Raw genomic sequence first — 17942 nt, 5'->3', positions numbered from 1 at the left:
CCCGGTTATTCAGGCCAGGGTTAGGTTGTGTACGGCTTTGTGCCCTGCAGGCAATCAGATCTTGGCTTCCCTCAGGTATTTTGCGGCATCTTCCGGCGGCAGAGGATTAATGTAAAACCCGGAACCCCACTCGAATCCGGCAATGGAAGTGAGCTTGGGCATGATTTCAAAATGCCAGTGATAATATTCAAGGGGCTCTGAACGCAGCGGAGCGGTATGCAGGACAAAATTATAGGGGACCCCGGGGATACAGGCGTCGAGCCTTCGCATCACCTCGGAAAAGATCGAGGTGAGTCTTTCGTAACGGTCTTTGCCCATGGAGCTGTATGAGTATTCGTGGTGTTTCGGCAGAATCCACATTTCAAAAGGTGAACGGGGAGCGTATGGGGTGATGGCGATGAAATGTTCGTTCTGGCTGACGATTCTTATGTCCTGCTTGATCTCCTGGCGGATAATGTCGCAGTAAACGCATCGGTCTTTGTACTTGTAATAGTTTTTGCTGCCCTCCAGTTCCGAGACGATAAGGCGCGGCAAAACGGGCAGGGCGACCAATTGTGAGTGGGAGTGTTCAAGAGAGGCGCCGGCGGCACGGCCGAAGTTCTTGAAGATCATCGCGTAACGGAAACGGGGGTCCCGCTCAAGGTCGGTTATCCGGTCTCTGAAGGCCCAGAAGACCTGAATCATGAGTTCATGGGGGAGGTGTGAGAAAGAGGCGTTGTGGTCCGGGGTTTCGACAATGACCTCGTGGGCGCCGATCCCGTTCATTTTATCGTAGAGGCCTTCTCCCTCCTTGTCGATATCCCCTTCAATCACCAGCGCCGGGTATTTGTTCGGAACCACCCGCAGGCTCCAGCCGGGCTGGTTGGCAAACCCCTGATTTCGTCCATAGCTGAGAACTTCCGACGGGGTTGTGGATTCGTTGCCTGGGCAGAGAGGGCAGAATCCACCCTTGCTGTTGTTCCCCTCAACAATGAAATCGGTGGGCCGCTTACCGCGTTCGGTTGAGATAATTATCCAGCGACCGAGAATAGGGTCTTTGCGAAGTTCAGGCATTTTTCATCAGGTTCTTGATTTTTCGTCGGCTTCCTGTCTGGTTTTGCATTCAATACAATAGGTGGTTACGGGTCTGGCCTCCAGTCTTTCTATGCTGATCTCGTCCCCACATTCATCACAGATGCCATACGTCCCGTTTTCTATTCGGTCGGAAGCTTTTTTGATCTTGTTCAGAAGTTTGCGTTCCCTGTCCCGGATTCTGAGTTCAAAGCTGCGGTCCGATTCAGCCGAGGCCCGGTCGGTCGGGTCGGGGTAATTGTCACTGTGATCGGTCATCTCGGAAATAGTTTTGTCAGCTTCGCTAAGAATGCTGGAGCTCATCTCTTCAAGTTTAAGCTTGAAATGAGCCAGTTTCTTCTCGTCCATTTGCAGTGTCTCCCAATTGGCTGTTACTGAAAACAGTTGTTTTTTTTAGCAAAAAATGTCCCGGGCCATTTCACCAAGAGAGCGGTCGCTGCCGGGTAAGCAAAACGGCAGGTCCGATAATTAATGGGATCCGGGTACTCGTACAGCATAGCAAAACGAAGAAAAAAAACGAAGAGGAACCAAGAGTTTTTTCAGGGTTGCTCTCAGCCGGTCATTTTAAAAATCTTTTTAAAAAAACCAGTGTCAGCCTCCGATTCTTTTTCTTCTTCGAGCTTCGCAAATTCAGCAAGTATCTCTTTCTGTCGGTCGGTGAGGTTCCCGGGGATCTTGACAGTGACCACGACGATCATGTTTCCCCTGCCCTTCCCACGGAGGGACGGGACTCCCTCGGAGCGGATGGTGAACCTCTGGCCGGACTGGGTGCCGGGGGGAATCTCGAGTGTGGAGTCTCCGTGGATGGTCGGGATTTCCGGGGTACAACCGAGCGCTGCCTGGGTCATGGACAGTGGCAATTCAAGGTAGATGTCCTGGCCGTCCCTCTGGAACAACTCATGGTTTTCAATATAGAGGAAGACGTACAGGTCACCGGCCGGGCCACCTCTTCTTCCGCCCTCGCCTTCACCGGTCAGCCTCATTCTGGCGCCGTTATCCACTCCGGCCGGAATCTTGAGGGAAACTTTCTTCTTCTTTTCGAGCAATCCCTTGCCGTCGCAATCGGTGCAGGGCTCTTTTATGATCTGGCCACGACCGCCACAGGAAGGGCAGGTGCTGCTGACGCTGAAAAATCCCTGGCTCCGCATGATCTGGCCGCGACCCTGGCACGTGGAACATGTCTCAGGCTGGTGGCCTGGTCTGATTCCTGATCCTTCGCAGGTCCAGCAGGTGTCCGGTTTGGATATTTCGATCTCTTTTTCAGTGCCATGGACCGCTTCCATAAAGGTGATGGACAGGTCATAACGAAGATCCGCGCCATGAACCGGGCCGTTGGCGGACCTGCGGGAACCGCCGCCAAAGCCGAAAAGGTCCTCGAAGATATCACCGAAATTGGAAAAGATATCATTGAAATTGCCGGGCCCGCCGCTGTAGCCGCTGCTCTTCAGCCCTTCGATGCCGTAGTGGTCGTATATTTTCCTTTTCTCAAGATTGCCGAGGACTTCGTAGGCCTCCGCCGCTTCCTTGAACTTTTCTTCCGCCTTTTTGTCACCCTGATTGCGGTCGGGGTGATACTTCATGGCTATCTTGCGGTAGGCTTTCTTGATCTCGTCGGTGGAGGCCGACTGGGAAACGCCAAGTATGTCGTAGTATTCTTTAGGCATGGATGGCTGAAAAACTATTCGTTGACAGCGTTCTTGGTTTCGACGGTCTTGGGCTTTTCTACTTTGACGTTGCCGAGCTCCTGCAGGTTTTCAAAGGTGACTTCCCCTGCGGCAATCTCGCGCAGGGTCATGATGTTTTCCTTGTTTTTGCCGGCAACCAGGAACGGTCTGCCTTTGCGGTGCTGCTTTACCCTGGCGACCGCAAGATGGATCAAGGCAAAACGGTTTTCATTCCCTACTTTGGAGAGACAGTCTTCTACAGTAATTCTTGCCATGGCGAAAATATTCCTCCTGAAAAAAATTGAGCGGATACGGCTTTTTCTGCCCGGAGGGAAAACCCGGAATGAAAATTGCGGTGATTCCTTGCCGTATGCGCCTGAATAACCGGTTGTTCTTATGTCTGCATTTGAATTGGCGGTTCCGGGACGAATTGTCGGCGACGGAACAAATACCTGTTCAATAATAAAAGCAGAACAAAGGATTATAGCTGTTCTCCTCTTTTTGGCAATTCTTTTTTAGTGTTTTTTCGGCGTGGGATATTGATGTTGTGATCGTCCCGAGCGACAAGCGATGGCATGAAACATGCAGATTTGCCCAGGCATGAATATTTTTCGCCGGATTGAAAAAGGGTTTTCAGCTTTTCAGGTTGATTATATTCGGCGTGAAGTTGTCCGGTAACCATGCTTTACCCATTGCAGGGCAATGATCCTCGGTTGCCATTCTTTTCGTGAATGTTTCTGGGCAAGGGGCGCTTGATTTTTCAGGAGAGATAAATGGTGGTCATCATCAGGGAAAATTTTTCCCAGCCAGGCAGAGATTGCCAATCAGGTTTCTGCAGTTGCTTGCATCATCAAGGTGTTGTGTCCGTTCTTAAAAAAAGGTTGATGGAGAGATTTGTGATGAAGGGAATACTTCTCTTTTTATTGATTATGGCCTTGTCCGGGTGTTCCGTCGGTGTCAGGACGCCACTTGTTGATGCAAGGTTTGAGACGGGATCGAAGCTTTTGGGGATCAATTCCGGCGTTCGGGTTGTCTTTCCCGACAGGCATTTCGATCACGCTGAAGCTCTTTCTGAAAGGTACGGACCTGCCTGGAGAAATATCCAGGGCGGTTATCCGGAGTACAGATTCAATTGAGGCTCCCTATAGGCTGTCAAGCTATGGAATTGGATCTGCGCCACAATCAGGTGTGTGAAATAGTATATTCAGGGAGGCGTTATATGAACAGAGGACTTCTTGTGGGCAGGATGTTTACACTGCTGTTTTTGCTGGGCGGGGGAGTTGTTTCGGCCGCTGGCGGCGGGCAGGAGTTTTCCTGGCAGCATCCTGAGGCAAAAGAGGGCGGATACCCTGCTTCGCTGGAGTACAGAGGGTACTATCATAATTATCCGCACACCCTTCCTCCGGATTATGTGTTCAGAACCGGAAGGGTTTTCGGCCCGGCACCGGCAGTTTTCAACTGGCGGGATCCGCTCGCTTTTTTCAGGGGGGAAGGGGCCGGGGCCCGTGGTTCGCGAGGTCGGGAAAGGAAGGAGGGGGGAAGTCTTGAGGGCGGACTTCCGGTGCAGGTGGCGGAACTGGTTGCCCGACTGCTGGCAAACAGCCGGGAGGATTTTACCGATGAGTACGTCCTGGCGGTCAGCACCTTCGTAAACCTGAATGATCTGTATGTCACTTCTTCGCTGGGCAGGTTTCTGGCCGAGCAGCTTGTGGCTGAGCTGCAGTCCCGTGGGGCTGAAGTTGTCGAGATACGCAAAACGCCTGCCATTATGATCAGGCAGCGGGAAGGTGAGTATGGTTTATCGAGAGATATGGACGAACTCAGCTTCGTTCAGGGCGCCCAGGGGGTGGTGACGGGAACGTATGCTGTTTCCGGGGACAGGATTTTCCTGAATGCGAGGGTGCTGAGAAATTCCGACAATCTGATTCTCGCTTCGGCAAGTCTTGCCCTGGAGATCGATCGGGAGATCAGGTATATGCTGGCAGATGAGAAGAGTTCCGGCCGGAGGGTGCTGAAGACCACGGCCGCGGTCCCGGTCCGGTCTTTTGCGGAAGTGACCGGCCACTATCAGCCGGTGGAGGAATGATCATGGATGCAGGAAACAAGGTGAACAGTGCGATGGCCCGTCTGCTTGCGGCGGCCGTGATCCTGATCGCGCTTTGCGGGTGCCTGCCTGGAAAGGCGAGATACGGCGGAACCGTGTCGGTCGTTACGCCTGATTTTTTCGGCATCAGTGAGGAGATTACAAATCAGCTGACTGTAAATCTCAGGAAAGATCTGGCTCCGGATCACCGGATGATTCTGACCACCTTTGTCAATATTGATGATCTTTATGAAACATCGCGTTTCGGCAGGGCGATTACCGAGTCTCTTGCCACCCGGATGTTCAGAAAAGGTTTCGGGGTTGTGGAGATCAGAAAGATGTCGGAAGTGATGGTCCGGAAAAATGGCGGGGAGCTTGCTCTCACCAGAGATACCTCCCTTCTCTCCGGGCAGCACAAGGTCGAAGCAGTGGTGACGGGGACCTATACCCTGACTCCGGATACCCTGATTCTCAATGTCAGAATGCTTGAAGCCGCAACTCAGGACGTGCTTTCGGTTGCCGGTCTTGAGGTGCAGAGATCGCATCTTCTCAATGCCATGCTTGCGGTAGGAGACGGCTTGGTCGACAGCCGGTTGTCGGCCTATGAGAAGTAATGACAACGGTGGAAAAGTGTGCCGGAGGAGTATGGATATGAAGGAAATTGCTACGGTTCTTTTGCTGATTTTACTACTGTCAGGCTGCTCTGCGGCAATGGGCCGGGTGAGTCGTGATTCCGGCCGCCAGGCGCCGGTGGTCTACGTCCATCCGCTGCAGAATGTGTATGGCCGGGCAAGCCTGGCGGTGCTTCCTTTTCAGGTCCCGGAAGGGAGGGAAGGGGCCTTTTCAGATCAGGTCGCCGCGCTGTTCCGGGACGTGCTGCTGGGAAAAAGATCGTTTCCGCTGGTAAAGCTGGTAGATCAGGAGTATGGCGATCCGGTGGAGGCGGCTGCCATCGGACGGAAAGCAGGGGTGGATCTGGTCCTGGCCGGACGGGTCAATTATGTTGTTTCCGGTACTGAGTTGGGAGGGGCGGGGGTGGATGTCTCCATCAGGCTTATCAACACCTCAACCGGGAACACGGTCTGGTACATCAGGCAGAGTTGTAAGTATCCGTGGGAATATCCCGACAACAACTTTATGAAAAGAGTCCTGGCGGCGATGGTGATGGAAAACCCGCGGGAACCTCTTCCCGGCCAGGCGGTTCCAGAGCTGTTGGCCAGGGTTGCGGTCGATATGGCAGACGTTGTGGCAGGATATGCGTATCTGAACTGAAGGTTCAAACTGCTCCATTCCAGAGCCACCTTATATAAGAACAAGAAGGGGCTCTGGAAATGTTTTATAGCCGGATGCCCGTTATTTGCACCCTTCGGGTATACGTTTCGTTCGAGCAGACAAGCTGCTCACTTAAGCTTTATCAAAAGGATTTTTCAGCAGCAGGGTCTGCTCCCTTCCTGGTCCGACCGACAGCATATAGGGGGGGGTGCCGGTCATGTCTTCGATGCGCTTCACATAATCACGGGCGGCCTGCGGCAGATCGGCCGGATCCCTGACCTGACTGATTTCCTCCTGCCAGCCCCTGATTTCCTCATATTGCGGGACAAGCTTGCCGACCTGGCGGATGTTGCCCGGCATGGCATCAAACCGCTTGCCTTCACACAGGTATGAATCGGCGATCTTTAACGTTTGATGACCGCTCAGAACATCAAGTTTGGTGATGGCAAGACCGGTTATTCCGTTCAGCCGGACCGCTTCCCGGGCCAGAACCGCATCAAGCCAGCCGCAGCGCCTTTTGCGCCCGGTCGTTGCTCCGAACTCGCCACCCTTCCTCTGCAGGGAATCCCCGGTTTCATCAAAGAGTTCAGAGGGGAAAGGTCCTTCTCCGACCCTGGTGGTGTATGCCTTCAGGATGCCGATGACCTCGTCAATATGGCTGGGGCCGAAACCGCTGCCCGTGCAGGCATTTCCGGATACGGTGTTCGATGAGGTCACAAAAGGATAGGTCCCGTGGTCGATATCGAGCTGGGTGCCCTGCGCGCCTTCGAAGAGGATGTGGCGTCCTGCCTTTCTCGCCTCGTCGAGTTCCACGGAGACATTGCCGACGAATGGCCCGAGTTTTTCGGCGAAGTCGAGATACTCGCTGTAGACTTCGTCGAAGGATATCGCTTTCTGATTGTATTTCTTGGTCAAAAGGAAATTCTTTTCTTCAACGTTTTCCCGGAGTTTATCGCTGAACAGATCCGGATCAAGAATGTCGCCGATCTTGACCCCGGAGCGGAGGATCTTGTCGCCGTAACATGGCCCGATGCCCCGGCCGGTGGTGCCGATTTTGGCCCCATCCTTTTTGGATTGTTCGCTGGCGCCGTCCAGAAGCCGGTGGTAGGGCATGATCAGATGGGCATTATGACTTATCATCAGCCGGTCAGGGGTGACAGGCAGGCCGCTCGCGGAGAGTTTGTGCATCTCTTCCAGCAGAACGCCCGGGTCGATGACCACGCCGTTGCCGATCATGCATTTTTTGTTTTCGTACAGGATGCCGGAAGGGATCAGATGGAACACGTATTTGGTTCCTTCAACCACCAGGGTGTGGCCGGCGTTGTTGCCTCCCTGGAATCTTACCACATAATCAGCATACCGGGTCAGAAGGTCGACGATTTTCCCCTTTCCCTCGTCACCCCATTGGGTGCCGATAATTACCACGTTAGCCATGCAAATCTCCTCGGATAAAAAAAACAAAAGGCCCCGGCGGGGGCTTGATCTATTGCCGACGATCGTGGTAATGCCGGATGCCGGACAACGACTGCACCATAGCCAAAGCGGGTTTAAAAGTCAATCATCAGGACAAGGGTGCTTCTTCCCGGTCGCGGGAGGAGTCTTCTTGACAGTGCATGGCAAATACCGTAACCTCACTTCCATTATTTTCCCTGCCGGAAAGCCTCATTACGATGGGTTCGCACCGGCAGGATCCAGCAATTATTTTCAGAGGGTATCACAGGGATGTTCGGAATCGGATTGCCTGAGCTGATCCTTATCATGGGTATCGCACTTATCGTGGTCGGGCCGGAAAAATTGCCGGAACTGGCCAGGGGCCTGGCAAAACAGGTTCTGGAGTTGAAAAAAGCGGCCAATCTTTTCAAGGAAAGCCTGAAAGAAGAGGCGGATGACTCGAAGCCTTGGGAGCAGAACCTGCCCGAGGGTTTTTCACGGCCCGAGGAGCTTGCCGCCGCCGGACGCAAGGTCATTGAGGGCAACAGGCCCCAAGGAGATAACCCGGTTCTGGAGGATGGAGCTGGCCCGGGGAAGGCTCTTTATCCCGATTCACAGGATGGCGATGTCGTTTCGGCTCCCGAAATGACTGAAACCGATGCCGGTAAAAATGTAGATGGCCGATGAAAACCCGATCGCCGGATTTTTCGGTGAACATTTCAAGGAACTGCGGCAGAGAGTGATTGTCTCGTTTGTCGCGGTGATGATTTTTACCGGAGTTGCCTATCTTTTTGCCGAGCAGATATCGTTTTTTCTTATGAAGCCGATATTTGCGGCAGAGCCTTCCCTTTCGGGTCTGGTCTACACCAATCTTACCGAAGCATTTGTCAGTTACCTGAAGATCTCTGTTCTGGCCGGACTTGGCGCCGGGTTCCCGGTTTTCTGCTATGAACTGTGGATGTTTGTCGGCCCCGGACTGAAGAGACATGAAAAACGTCTTGCCCTGACCGTGACGTTCTGGGCGACCATTCTTTTCGGCGCCGGAGTGCTGTTTGCCTATTTTATCGCCTTGCCCCGGATTCTCTCTTTTTTCATGAGTTTCAGCGGGGAGCAACTGAGCGCCATGCCTCGACTTGATGCATACCTGACCTTTGTGGCGAGAACCTCTCTGGCTTTCGGCCTCGCCTTTGAGATTCCTTTTCTGATGATGGCTGCCGGTAGAACAGGAATTCTTGACCGGGGATATTTTATTGAAAAGAGGTGGTTGAGTTATCTCGGGATTCTGGTTCTTTCCTTTCTGCTGACGGCCGGTGATTTTCTCGGGGCTTTCCTGCTGGCCCTGCCTTTGTTCGTGCTGTATGAGTCCGGAATCATCCTGCTCTTTATTTTCTCAGGGAAAAAGAAGGTGAAAGAGGCCCCGGAGAGCAAGGATCTCGCCGGTTGAGGGTTGTCCGCCTCACGCATATTACTCAATTTTCTGACTTGTCTAAGATATTGGTTTGCTGTCATAAAAAAATCCCAAGCCATGGCGGCACTCCATGATTAGAAGCCAGGAGCCAGGAGCCAGGAGCCAGGAGCCAGGAGCCAGGAGCCAGAATGACTGATTTTTTCACCCTTCGGGTATAAGTTTCGTGAGAGCAGGCCAGCTGCTCAACTCAGCTTTATCGGGAGATTAACATAACTCAGAAAGTTGAGTTGATTACTTCGCGATCGGGGACACTTCGTCTTTCAGCAGACAGCACGAGATGCGTTTGACGGGACGTCCCGACCGGTCGTAAGGAATATTGCCCGGCTGCAGGATCCTGTTCATCACACACCCCTCAGGGATTTGCAGGGGAAAAAGCCGGTCTTCGGTGATCCCCGGACGATGGACCAGCCGGTTGTTCTGTATTTCCAGGGAGTGGATGGGATGGTCCTCGCAGAGGGGACATCGGTATACCCTGCCGTTGGGGAAGACGAAATAGTTGTCGGCGACCACCCCTGCACAATGGAATGTTTCGCCTTCGTCAAGAAACACCCGCGGATAGGAGGTGGTGATACCGAAACCGGCTGTTTTTGCAGCTACCGCAGGGATTTTTTCCAGCCACTCTTCGGGGGTCAGCTGGAGGTCGGCACCGTCAGCTGCTGATTTTCCCCGCAGGCCGATGACCTGGATGAAAAATCGGTTGACCTTCATGGCGGCAAGAAGTTCCGGCATTTTGGCCAGTTGATCAAGATTCATGCGGCTGACCGTATAGATCACGCTGACCTTGAACCCTTTTTTTACTGCACTTTTCAAGTTTCCGGTACAGGTTGCAAAACTCCCTTCACCCCGGATCCGGTCATTTGTTTCAGCGTCCGGCCCGTCAAGACTGAAGCTCAAGACGGCATCCTCGGGGGAGATTCGGTTCAGGAGGTCATGAAACAGGTAGCCGTTGGTATCCACGGTCACGGAACGGTAGCCCAGTTTCCCGGCGAGCTTGATCCCCGTACTCAAGTGGGGATGTAGAGTCGGTTCCCCACCAAGAAAAATCACATTTGTTTCCTTGTCCGGGTCGTGGAAGAGCTCAAGCCATTCCATCATCGTCTGTTCACTGATCGCTGCGCTGCCGTGCTGCTCCGGATTGATATAGCAGTGGCGGCAGGAGAGGTTGCAGGCGGTCAGGATGTGGAGAAAGACGTTTCTCTCCTGCGGTTTGAAGCCGACGGTTCTGACTGCGGCGTGGGTCATCTGGAAATCTTCTCCCGTTCAGTCCTGAGCAAGAATATGCCTGGCGAGAAGGCTGTCCTGCCAGTAGGCGTTTTTGCCGTTGCGGAAGAAAGAGCGGAACAGGTCGAGGCTCTCGGCCCGGCAGATTCCGGTGACGATCTCCACTTCCATTGCCCGATAGAGCGGATTGAGGGAAGCAAGTTCAAGATCTGTTCCTCCACCCATGACATCTTCAAAGGCATAAACGATTCTTCGGACACCGTTCAGAAGAAGGGTTGCGAAACACATCAGGCAGGGTTCCATGGTTGAGTAGACGGTCGTCTCCGGGATTTTTGCCGCGTTCTTTGCATCGGCAAAGAGGCTGCGGAGGGCCACTATTTCAGCGTGATCAAGCTCGTTTGCGGCCGGGCCGCAGCTGTTTACTCTTCTGCCGGTTGCGACAATCCGCCCCTGGTGGACCATGACACAGCCCACCGGGAATTCTCCGGCGGCAAGTGCGCCTCTGGCCTCATCTAGGGCGGCCAGCATATGGGTGTGATCATCATTATTCATGCGGCACAATAGTTCAGGGTGGTTATCACTCAATACGTTCAGATGAAGCGTTCATAGTAGTAGCAATCCGGGGTGTCGGCAAGAGGGAAATGGTCTTTCCCGGTGGATGTCGGGAAGACCGGGAGTTGTTTTTGGCAGGGTGGAATCCATTCGTTGAACAGTAAATGGGTCGGGAAAGCAGGAGGCGGATTCCCGGCAAATGTATTTCCGCTCAGGGAGTTGTTCTGGTAGAATGTGTTGTCTAAACCCGTCTGCTTATCCCGCTCTTCCGGGGATGAGGGCCGCCTGATTTTTCATGCGATTCTGCGTAATGATTCAAGCCGGGTAAACCAGCAACAATTATCTCAGGAGAACCAATTTCAGGATGCAGCAGGTTACCATGGCATTTGCCCTGCTTCTCGGGGCCGGACTGGTGATGGCCCAGATCGGCAAGCTTCTGAAGCTTCCTTCGGTTACCGGATATATTCTTGCCGGGGTGCTTCTCGGCCCTTCCGGCTTTGGACTCATTTCCGGAGAAACATCGGGCGATCAGCTTCGACATTTCTCGGAAATTGCCCTGATGCTGATTGCCTTCGGCATAGGAGAGCAGATCGAGTTCAAGGAAGTGAAGAAGGTGTTAAGATCGGTGGGGTATATCGGAGTTGGCGAGACCACCGGTTCCTTTATTCTGGTTGCCGTCAGTTGCTATCTGGTGGCGGTATTCAGCGGAGTGGGAGGCGGAACATGGCAATTCGTTGATTATCTGGTCCTGGCGCTTCTGCTGGGCGCGATTTCCGTGGCGACGGCCCCTGCCACCACCCTGCATGTAACGAGAGAACTCGGGGCGAGAGGGCCGCTTACCTCCACTCTGCTTGCTGTAGTTGCGGTCGACAATGGTCTGGCGATCATGTACTTCGGCTTTGCCGTGGCCGCGGTGAACAATCTGCTGGTCAGTGGCAACGGCTCTTTTGCCCACACGGTTCTTGTCAGTCTTAGGGAGATCGGCTTTTCGCTGCTTCTGGGAGCGTCAACCGGGATGGTGATCGGTTATGTGCTGCACAGGTTGAAAAACAAAGGGGAGATGCTGTCCGCCGGACTTGCCCTGCTGCTGCTCTGTGGAGAAAGCGCCCGGATGCTTCACCTGTCACCGCTTCTTGCAGGAATGGCTGCCGGCTGCACCATCATCAATCATGATAAAAGGGATGTCCGCCTTTTCAGGGCGGTACGTGATTTTGAGCCTCCGGTCCACATCCTGTTTTTCACTCTGGCAGGGTCCCATCTTAATCTGGCCGCGGTAAGCTACGCCGGGTGGTTGGGGCTGGCCTATTTTCTCTTCCGGATCGTCGGGAAAATTTCCGGAGCCTGGCTGGGGGGGAAAGCTGCCGGTGCCCCCAGGATTATCCAGAGTTGTCTTGGTCATGCCTTAACCCCGCAGGCGGGGGTGGCGATCGGGTTGGTTTTTCTGGTCTCCGGGAATCCGGCGCTTTCGGGATTTGCCGAAATTATCACCCCGGTGGTCCTGACGGGGGTGGTTCTTTCGGAGCTGGTGGGTCCGATTTTGACCAGGTTCGCCTTGCACCGGGCAGGAGAGACAGGAGGTGTTGTCGTTGAATGCGGGGCTGGCCCCTCTTCTCCAGACGGCAGCATGGACCAGAAAAAGCGACAGAATCTTATGCGCAGCAATGACGGGGTTGTCATTCTGCCATGGACCTGGAAGAAGCTGGTTCCACCGGCGGAGCAGGACGGGGTGGTGATTTTTGGCGCGTCCCATTACGCCACGGTGGGTGGCCTTGCCCGACTTGCCACGATTATTGCCCATTATTTCCACGCCCTCCCCATGGCAGTGAGGGTGCAGAAGCCAAAGGTGGTGATCAGGGAACCGGAAAAATTGTTTTTCAGGGAAACGGATGAAACCCGGGCGATGGGGTATCCACTGTTGAAAAAACTGGTCAGGGATAAGGATGTTGCCGATGGAATATCTTCTGCGGTACTGGAGGAGAATACGAAGTGCCTGATTCTGGGTTATCCGATAGAGGGAACTATTCAGGGTTTTCAGAAGGTGGTCGAACAGGTGGCGGAGAAGGCGGTTTGTCCGGTGGTGGTCATCCGTTTCTACGGGATACTCCATACCGAGAGGATTCTGGTGCCCCTGGCCGACATGGAACAGCTTGAGGAGGTAAGTGCAATCGTCAAGGCCCTTTCTCTGGTCGGTGAACACAGCATAACCCTTCTTCGCCTGCTGCCCTATGATCATCCGGTCAGGGATGTCGCCGACAATGAAAAAATTCTGACCGACTGGATTGCGCAGCATGAAATTGTCTGCAAGAAGTTCTGCTGCAAGATCGTTTCATCGGATTCCCGACTTGAGACCATATACCGCGAGGCCGAGAATCACGATCTTGTGGTCATGGGCGCCCCGAAGCGTTCCCGTTTCCAGAGGCTGATCTTCGGCTCACTGGCTGAAGCGGTCTCGAAAGATTGTCATAAGCCCATGCTGATTGTCCATAACCCCGAGCAAACTCCCTGATGATTTGTTTTCGCAGGATGGATTGCAGGACTTCCCATGGTGATCCTTGCCTTGAAATGAAGGTGAAAATCGATTAGTAGGAGAGTCCTGTCGCATTGCAACGGAGGATCGTGAAAACATCAGTGAAAAATGTAAGGCAGCGGCTTGAGGAAAGAGAAAGAAATACTCTTTCTCCCTATGCCTGCTTAAGTTCCGAGAGCCGCGGCAGGATGCGTCCCGAGGAGGAGTGTCATCTCCGCACGGCGTTCCAGCGGGACCGGGACCGGATCGTTTACAGCCAGGCCTTCAGGAGATTGAAACATAAGACCCAGGTTTTTCTGGCTCCCACGGGGGACCACTGCAGGACCAGGCTGACCCATACCCTGGAAGTTTCCGAGATCGCCCGGACCATGGCCCGGGCCATGGGACTGAACGAGGATCTGGTTGAAGCCGTCTCGCTGGGGCATGACCTTGGCCATACTCCTTTCGGACACGCGGGGGAATCGGTACTGAACGATCTGGTCAGCGGCGGGTTTTCCCATTTTCGCCAGTCCTTGCGGGTTGTCGATTTTCTTGAGAACGATGGCCGGGGGCTCAATCTCACTTACGAAGTCAGGGACGGGATTGCCAAGCATTCCAAGGGGTACGGAGAAGTGATTCCCGCCGACAGCAATGAGCTGCCGGAGACAGCTGAGGGATGTCTGGTCCGGTATGCCGACATCATTGCCTATCTGAGCCATGACCTTGATGATGCGATTCAAAGCCGGATCATTACTGAGAAGGATATTCCCGAAGAGTGCCAGAGGGTTATGGGCGTGAGCCATTCAAGACGGATCATGAGCATGGTCGAGGGGGTTATTTCCCATACGGTTCCGGTGCAGTGCGAAAATGGCGGCCGAAAGCTGAAGTTTTCCATCGATCCTGAAGTCGGGGGAGCCATGCAGGTCCTGCGTGATTTTCTGTTCCATCGGGTGTATCGATCCCCGCAGGTTCATAATGAGTTTGTCAAGGCGAGCAAAATGCTGAAGGACCTGTATACCTATTTTATGGAAAATGAGGATGTCCTTGAAGAGGAGGCTGGGGATAGCGGGGCAGGGTCATCTCTGGAGCGCAGGGTGTGTGATTTCATTGCCTCAATGTCCGACCGACATGCCCAGAATCTATATCGAAAGCTGTTTGTGCCTGACACCTGATAGAAAAGAAGCTTCTCTTCCGGAGGTTTTTCCGGAAGAGGACACTGTTGTCCGGCGGTTCAAAATAAAACAACGATAATCCATTGAAGGAGAGCGAGAGGTGTCTGAAGAAGTGAAATTTGTGCCATATGACGTTGCCAGGAAGATAGTTGGCGAGATTGTTGATGAGGAGCATCTCCATGAACCGGATCGCCGGGTTTTGACGGTGTACGGGGTGAACGGGAAGGAAATCTGCTGGTTTGACACCGAAGAGCTGATGGGTGAGCTGGACATCAAGAAAATGGACAAGGACAAGGCAAAAGAGGTAGCGGTGGAATATGTGTTCAACCATATCCCGGTCTGGGCGGTTGAGGATATGGTGAAAGCATTGGAAAAGAATGCGGGGTAAACAGAAATCAGGAGGTGGAGTGTCGGCAGCCGGTGTATCCGGTTGGTTTCCGGTCTGCCCGGAGGAGAAATTTATTCAAACCCCTTCAGGCATGGGAGGGACGCGATCCGCTCCCAGGGTGTACCCGCCGTCCAGCTTGAGGGTCGATCCGGTCATGAAATCTGCATTGAACAGGAGAAACCTGATCGCCTGCAGGACATCCTCTCTATTGCCTGTTCGTTCGAGCAGGGTGTGGTCGATAATCGCCTGCTGTTGTACTCGGTCCAGCATCCCCCATCCTCTGGTCCCTTCAGCGTGTCGGCCGGCAAAAAATCCAAGCATCAGTTCATTGACCCGGACTTTCGGGGCACCCTCTCTCGCCCAGGTTTCGGTCAAAAGTGAGATCGCCCGGTTCGCCGCGCTGTAGCCGTCATTGAAAATCATCCCGGCCGGACCGCTGCGGCCTACAACACCGGCGATGGAAGAGATGTTGATCACCGATCCGCCGGATTTTTTAAGCAATGGCAGGGCGTGATGGAAAACCCAGCGTTTAGCCATCAGGGTTGTTTCTAGCTCCATGGTCCATTGCTCCGGGACATATTGGCCGTGGACAACGGGCATTCCGCCCCGTTCAATGTTGTTGATCAGGATGTGGAGTTCTCCGAAGCTTGCTTCAATATTCCGCAGAAGAGTCTGTATCTGGTCCGGGGCTCGCAGGTCGACCTTCACCGCCAGGTGACTACCACCAAGGGCTTCAAGTTGCCGACACATGGCTGCGGACTCGTCGGGCCAGTCGTCGTGGTAGGTCATGGCCACGGTTGCGCCCTGATCCGCCAGAAAAAAGCCGATATCTCTGCCGATTCCCTTGCCGCCGCCGAGAACAAGTGCTTTTTTTTCTCTTATCTCCATGATTTTATGTTGAATCTGATTGGGATATGGCTGGCCCTGCTTCAGGTCATGTTGCAGGAGTTGGATTGATGGGATTCCGGTCCGTTTCAGGCGTCGATATCGTCGATTACCCGCAGCAGCAGTCGATGGCCCGGGTAAATGATATTGTCTTCCATGCTGTTCCACTGCCTGATTTTTTCAGGGGTGGTCTGGAACTTCTCGGCGATTGCCCAGAGTGAATCTCCACCTTTCACCTGATAATAGGTCAGTTTCGCTCCGGTGAGTTTGCTGCTCGATTTTTCGGGCTCACCAGACTTCGCGGAACCATTCTTGTTGAGATTGACTCTCAGGACTTTGCCGGGTTTTTGATCGTTTGCCGGGTTATTTGAGGAATCAGCAAGAGTTGCCAGCCTGTCGTCTCCGGTTTCATTGGTATCCTGAAGATAAAAAGCCAGTTGCTGGCCGGCCCGGAGGCTGTTGAGATTGTTGAGGCCGTTCCAGGCCGCAATCATGTGCATGGGTACATTGTACCGGCGGGCAAGCTCGGAAATGGTCTCGCCGCGCTTTACCTTGTGAAGAACCAGGTTTTCCGGGGCCATGTCGGCCGGGGTGATTCTGCCGGCAACCTGGTTTTCTTCGAAAAGCTTGTAGCTGGTTGTTTTGTATGGAATCCTGAGGCGCTGCCCCGCTTTCAATTCCGCTGTCCGGAGGTTGTTGGCTTTCAGCAGTGTCTTTTTGTTGATATTGTAGTTATTGCAGATCCTGGTCAGGGAATCCCCTTTCTTGACCACGTGGGTTTTGTAGCTGGTTGTGACAATGGCGTTGACCCGGGGCAGTCTGGCCTCAATCAGTTCCTTTTTGCCCGGCGGTACTTTGAGCGGATATCGTTTAACTTCCGGGGGGGTGATGGCGCGCCGCAACTGTCGGTTGAGGTCGCGCAGATATTCAAGTTGCAGGTCTCCGGCAACCGCCACAGCCTGGAGAGATGTCCAGCGGGGGACTTCCAGAATCTCATATTCAAGTGGGGGTTCATATTCGATATCGGTGAACCCGTACTTTTCCGGGTCTTTGGCGATCATGATGGCGGCGATAAGTTTTGGCACGTAATACTTGGTTTCGCGTTTGATGTGGGAGCTGTTGGCAAGAGTCCAGAAATCGGTGGACCCGGTTTTTTTAATGGCCTTGCCGATTCTGCCCGCGCCCCCGTTGTAAGCAGCTGTTGCCAGATGCCAGGAATTGAAATCCCGGTATAGGTCTTTGAGGAAGGAGATCGCTGCCGCAGTTGATTTGACAGGGTCACGGCGCTCGTCGACGTAATTGTCGATTTTCAGGCCATACATCCTGCCGGTGCTGCGAAGAAATTGCCATGGTCCGGCCGCTCGGGCACTTGAGTAAGCAGTCAGAAGAAAGCCGCTCTCGATCATCGGCAGATATGCGAGATCCAGGGGCATTCCGGCTTCCTTTAGCTTCTTCTGAATCATGGGCAGATAGCGTGCTGAACGGGAGAGCCATTTCCGAAAATTCTCAGGCTGGGTGTGCTGGAAATGATCCAGAAAGAACTGGACCTTACGGTTCATGGCCATGGGGTAATCGTAAGTGATTTCAGGAATTGTATCCGTTTCCTCAGTAAGTAGGGAAGAAAGCGATTCACTCTGGTTTTCTTCCTGGGCTTCAAATGAGGTTATTTCTTCTTCACTTGGCAACGGGATCTCGTCTATGACAACTGCGTCGGTTTCAATCGCGGCTATTTCAAGCGCAGGGTTTTTGGTGTCGTTCTCCGGGTCTTCTTCCACGAGGCTTTCAGGTGATCCTGTTTCCTGGGTAATGCTCGCAATCTCAGAGTTGCCGTCCGGGAAGTCATTTCCCTGGATTGCGTGAGAGGTGATTCCGTATCCGGAGGTGGACGGGAGGCAGGACGAAAGGCTCAGGCAGAGAACAATGAGCCCCATGGTCTGGAAGGGTGCAAAAAAGAGGTTCAGCGCGGGAGCAAGGAATTTCAAGGCCCTGCAGGGATATGCGGGCTTCATGGAGCTATCGTTCATGTTTTCCTTGGCAGGATATGGTTGTGGTTAAATCCGGTCAGGCGGCTGTCTTCGACTTTCCCCTGATTGGTACCCTGATGGGCGCCATATTGTTATGTATCGAAAAATAACCGGATTTCTCAAATAGTTTTTTTTAACTGAGAAAGTCTGTATATGCAAATAAAAACGGTGTGACGACTTGATTTTGTTGAAAAAATTGTGAAAT

The 17942-nt window shown here is 53.4% G+C and carries 17 protein-coding genes; 8 read left to right on the top strand and 9 right to left on the bottom strand.

Features of this window, described 5'->3' with window-relative positions; genetic code table 11:
• Positions 1-54: 54 nt before the first annotated feature.
• The 4 genes from galT to rpoZ form a co-directional block, all read right to left on the bottom strand.
• The gene (gene galT / locus KKG35_06355) at positions 55-1053 is read right to left on the bottom strand and encodes a galactose-1-phosphate uridylyltransferase (GenBank protein ID MBU1737745.1); all 999 of its coding nucleotides are present in this window, start codon (positions 1051-1053) and stop codon (positions 55-57) included.
• Between the two features lie 6 nt (positions 1054-1059).
• Positions 1060-1419, bottom strand: coding sequence for an RNA polymerase-binding protein DksA (gene dksA, locus KKG35_06350; protein MBU1737744.1), 360 nt, complete (start codon positions 1417-1419; stop codon positions 1060-1062).
• 203 nt (positions 1420-1622) lie between these two features.
• A complete protein-coding gene (gene dnaJ, locus KKG35_06345; GenBank protein MBU1737743.1) occupies positions 1623-2735 on the bottom strand; it encodes a molecular chaperone DnaJ in 1113 nt (370 codons plus the stop codon).
• 14 nt (positions 2736-2749) lie between these two features.
• The gene (rpoZ, locus tag KKG35_06340) at positions 2750-3010 is read right to left on the bottom strand and encodes a DNA-directed RNA polymerase subunit omega (GenBank protein ID MBU1737742.1); all 261 of its coding nucleotides are present in this window, start codon (positions 3008-3010) and stop codon (positions 2750-2752) included.
• A 944-nt stretch (positions 3011-3954) separates the two neighbouring features.
• On the opposite strand from rpoZ, the gene KKG35_06335 reads away from it, so the two are divergent.
• Genes KKG35_06335 through KKG35_06325 form a run of 3 tightly spaced genes read left to right on the top strand, consistent with a single transcriptional unit; the run spans position 3955 to position 6090 of the window.
• Positions 3955-4821, top strand: coding sequence for a hypothetical protein (locus KKG35_06335; GenBank protein ID MBU1737741.1), 867 nt, complete (start codon positions 3955-3957; stop codon positions 4819-4821).
• A gap of 2 nt (positions 4822-4823) precedes the next feature.
• Positions 4824-5432: a hypothetical protein gene (locus tag KKG35_06330; GenBank protein ID MBU1737740.1), complete on the top strand. Its 609-nt coding sequence runs from the start codon at positions 4824-4826 to the stop codon at positions 5430-5432.
• Positions 5433-5469: 37 nt separating this feature from the next.
• Positions 5470-6090 carry a hypothetical protein gene (locus KKG35_06325; GenBank protein ID MBU1737739.1) on the top strand — a complete coding sequence of 207 codons (621 nt, stop codon included), beginning with the start codon at positions 5470-5472 and terminating at the stop codon, positions 6088-6090.
• Positions 6091-6222: 132 nt separating this feature from the next.
• Here KKG35_06325 and KKG35_06320 read toward each other — a convergent pair whose 3' ends face one another.
• Positions 6223-7524, bottom strand: a complete 1302-nt coding sequence (locus tag KKG35_06320) for an adenylosuccinate synthase (protein MBU1737738.1) — start codon at positions 7522-7524, stop codon at positions 6223-6225.
• A gap of 288 nt (positions 7525-7812) precedes the next feature.
• On the opposite strand from KKG35_06320, the gene KKG35_06315 reads away from it, so the two are divergent.
• Entirely contained in the window at positions 7813-8208 is a 396-nt protein-coding gene (locus KKG35_06315) for a twin-arginine translocase TatA/TatE family subunit (GenBank protein MBU1737737.1), read from the top strand.
• The gene (gene tatC, locus KKG35_06310; GenBank protein ID MBU1737736.1) at positions 8198-8965 is read left to right on the top strand and encodes a twin-arginine translocase subunit TatC; all 768 of its coding nucleotides are present in this window, start codon (positions 8198-8200) and stop codon (positions 8963-8965) included. The genes KKG35_06315 and tatC overlap by 11 nt, the downstream gene beginning before the upstream one ends.
• Positions 8966-9220: 255 nt before the next feature.
• On the opposite strand, the gene KKG35_06305 is transcribed toward tatC, so the two are convergent.
• Together KKG35_06305 and KKG35_06300 are read right to left on the bottom strand one after the other, a co-directional pair.
• The gene (locus KKG35_06305; protein ID MBU1737735.1) at positions 9221-10231 is read right to left on the bottom strand and encodes a radical SAM protein; all 1011 of its coding nucleotides are present in this window, start codon (positions 10229-10231) and stop codon (positions 9221-9223) included.
• 18 nt (positions 10232-10249) lie between these two features.
• The gene (locus KKG35_06300; protein ID MBU1737734.1) at positions 10250-10762 is read right to left on the bottom strand and encodes a nucleoside deaminase; all 513 of its coding nucleotides are present in this window, start codon (positions 10760-10762) and stop codon (positions 10250-10252) included.
• Between the two features lie 364 nt (positions 10763-11126).
• On the opposite strand from KKG35_06300, the gene KKG35_06295 reads away from it, so the two are divergent.
• The 3 genes from KKG35_06295 (at position 11127) to KKG35_06285 (ending at position 14828) form a co-directional block, all read left to right on the top strand.
• Positions 11127-13268: a cation:proton antiporter gene (locus KKG35_06295; protein ID MBU1737733.1), complete on the top strand. Its 2142-nt coding sequence runs from the start codon at positions 11127-11129 to the stop codon at positions 13266-13268.
• A gap of 122 nt (positions 13269-13390) precedes the next feature.
• Positions 13391-14440 (top strand): deoxyguanosinetriphosphate triphosphohydrolase, encoded by a 1050-nt coding sequence (locus KKG35_06290; protein ID MBU1737732.1) that lies wholly within the window; start codon positions 13391-13393, stop codon positions 14438-14440.
• 100 nt (positions 14441-14540) lie between these two features.
• Positions 14541-14828, top strand: coding sequence for a hypothetical protein (locus KKG35_06285; GenBank protein ID MBU1737731.1), 288 nt, complete (start codon positions 14541-14543; stop codon positions 14826-14828).
• A gap of 75 nt (positions 14829-14903) precedes the next feature.
• Here the strand turns inward: KKG35_06285 and KKG35_06280 are convergent, their stop codons facing one another.
• Together KKG35_06280 and KKG35_06275 are read right to left on the bottom strand one after the other, a co-directional pair.
• Positions 14904-15716: an SDR family oxidoreductase gene (locus KKG35_06280; GenBank protein ID MBU1737730.1), complete on the bottom strand. Its 813-nt coding sequence runs from the start codon at positions 15714-15716 to the stop codon at positions 14904-14906.
• An 86-nt stretch (positions 15717-15802) separates the two neighbouring features.
• On the bottom strand, positions 15803-17737 hold the full coding sequence (locus KKG35_06275) for a LysM peptidoglycan-binding domain-containing protein (protein ID MBU1737729.1): 1935 nt from the start codon (positions 17735-17737) through the stop codon (positions 15803-15805).
• Positions 17738-17942: the final 205 nt, after the last annotated feature.

This window comes from Pseudomonadota bacterium (assembly GCA_018823285.1).
In the GTDB taxonomy this organism is placed as follows: Bacteria; Desulfobacterota; Desulfobulbia; order Desulfobulbales; family JAGXFP01; genus JAHJIQ01.
The sequence above is the reverse complement of the archived record's forward strand: the minus strand, read 5'-3'. Positions and strand labels throughout refer to the sequence as shown.

Coding starts and splice junctions, on each gene's coding strand:
- galT (MBU1737745.1), bottom strand. CDS start 1,053: ATGCCTGAACTTCGCAAAGACCCTATTCTCGGTCGCTGGATAATTATC.
- dksA (MBU1737744.1), bottom strand. CDS start 1,419: ATGGACGAGAAGAAACTGGCTCATTTCAAGCTTAAACTTGAAGAGATG.
- dnaJ (MBU1737743.1), bottom strand. CDS start 2,735: ATGCCTAAAGAATACTACGACATACTTGGCGTTTCCCAGTCGGCCTCC.
- rpoZ (MBU1737742.1), bottom strand. CDS start 3,010: ATGGCAAGAATTACTGTAGAAGACTGTCTCTCCAAAGTAGGGAATGAA.
- KKG35_06335 (MBU1737741.1), top strand. CDS start 3,955: ATGAACAGAGGACTTCTTGTGGGCAGGATGTTTACACTGCTGTTTTTG.
- KKG35_06330 (MBU1737740.1), top strand. CDS start 4,824: ATGGATGCAGGAAACAAGGTGAACAGTGCGATGGCCCGTCTGCTTGCG.
- KKG35_06325 (MBU1737739.1), top strand. CDS start 5,470: ATGAAGGAAATTGCTACGGTTCTTTTGCTGATTTTACTACTGTCAGGC.
- KKG35_06320 (MBU1737738.1), bottom strand. CDS start 7,524: ATGGCTAACGTGGTAATTATCGGCACCCAATGGGGTGACGAGGGAAAG.
- KKG35_06315 (MBU1737737.1), top strand. CDS start 7,813: ATGTTCGGAATCGGATTGCCTGAGCTGATCCTTATCATGGGTATCGCA.
- tatC (MBU1737736.1), top strand. CDS start 8,198: ATGGCCGATGAAAACCCGATCGCCGGATTTTTCGGTGAACATTTCAAG.
- KKG35_06305 (MBU1737735.1), bottom strand. CDS start 10,231: ATGACCCACGCCGCAGTCAGAACCGTCGGCTTCAAACCGCAGGAGAGA.
- KKG35_06300 (MBU1737734.1), bottom strand. CDS start 10,762: ATGAATAATGATGATCACACCCATATGCTGGCCGCCCTAGATGAGGCC.
- KKG35_06295 (MBU1737733.1), top strand. CDS start 11,127: ATGCAGCAGGTTACCATGGCATTTGCCCTGCTTCTCGGGGCCGGACTG.
- KKG35_06280 (MBU1737730.1), bottom strand. CDS start 15,716: ATGGAGATAAGAGAAAAAAAAGCACTTGTTCTCGGCGGCGGCAAGGGA.
- KKG35_06275 (MBU1737729.1), bottom strand. CDS start 17,737: ATGAACGATAGCTCCATGAAGCCCGCATATCCCTGCAGGGCCTTGAAA.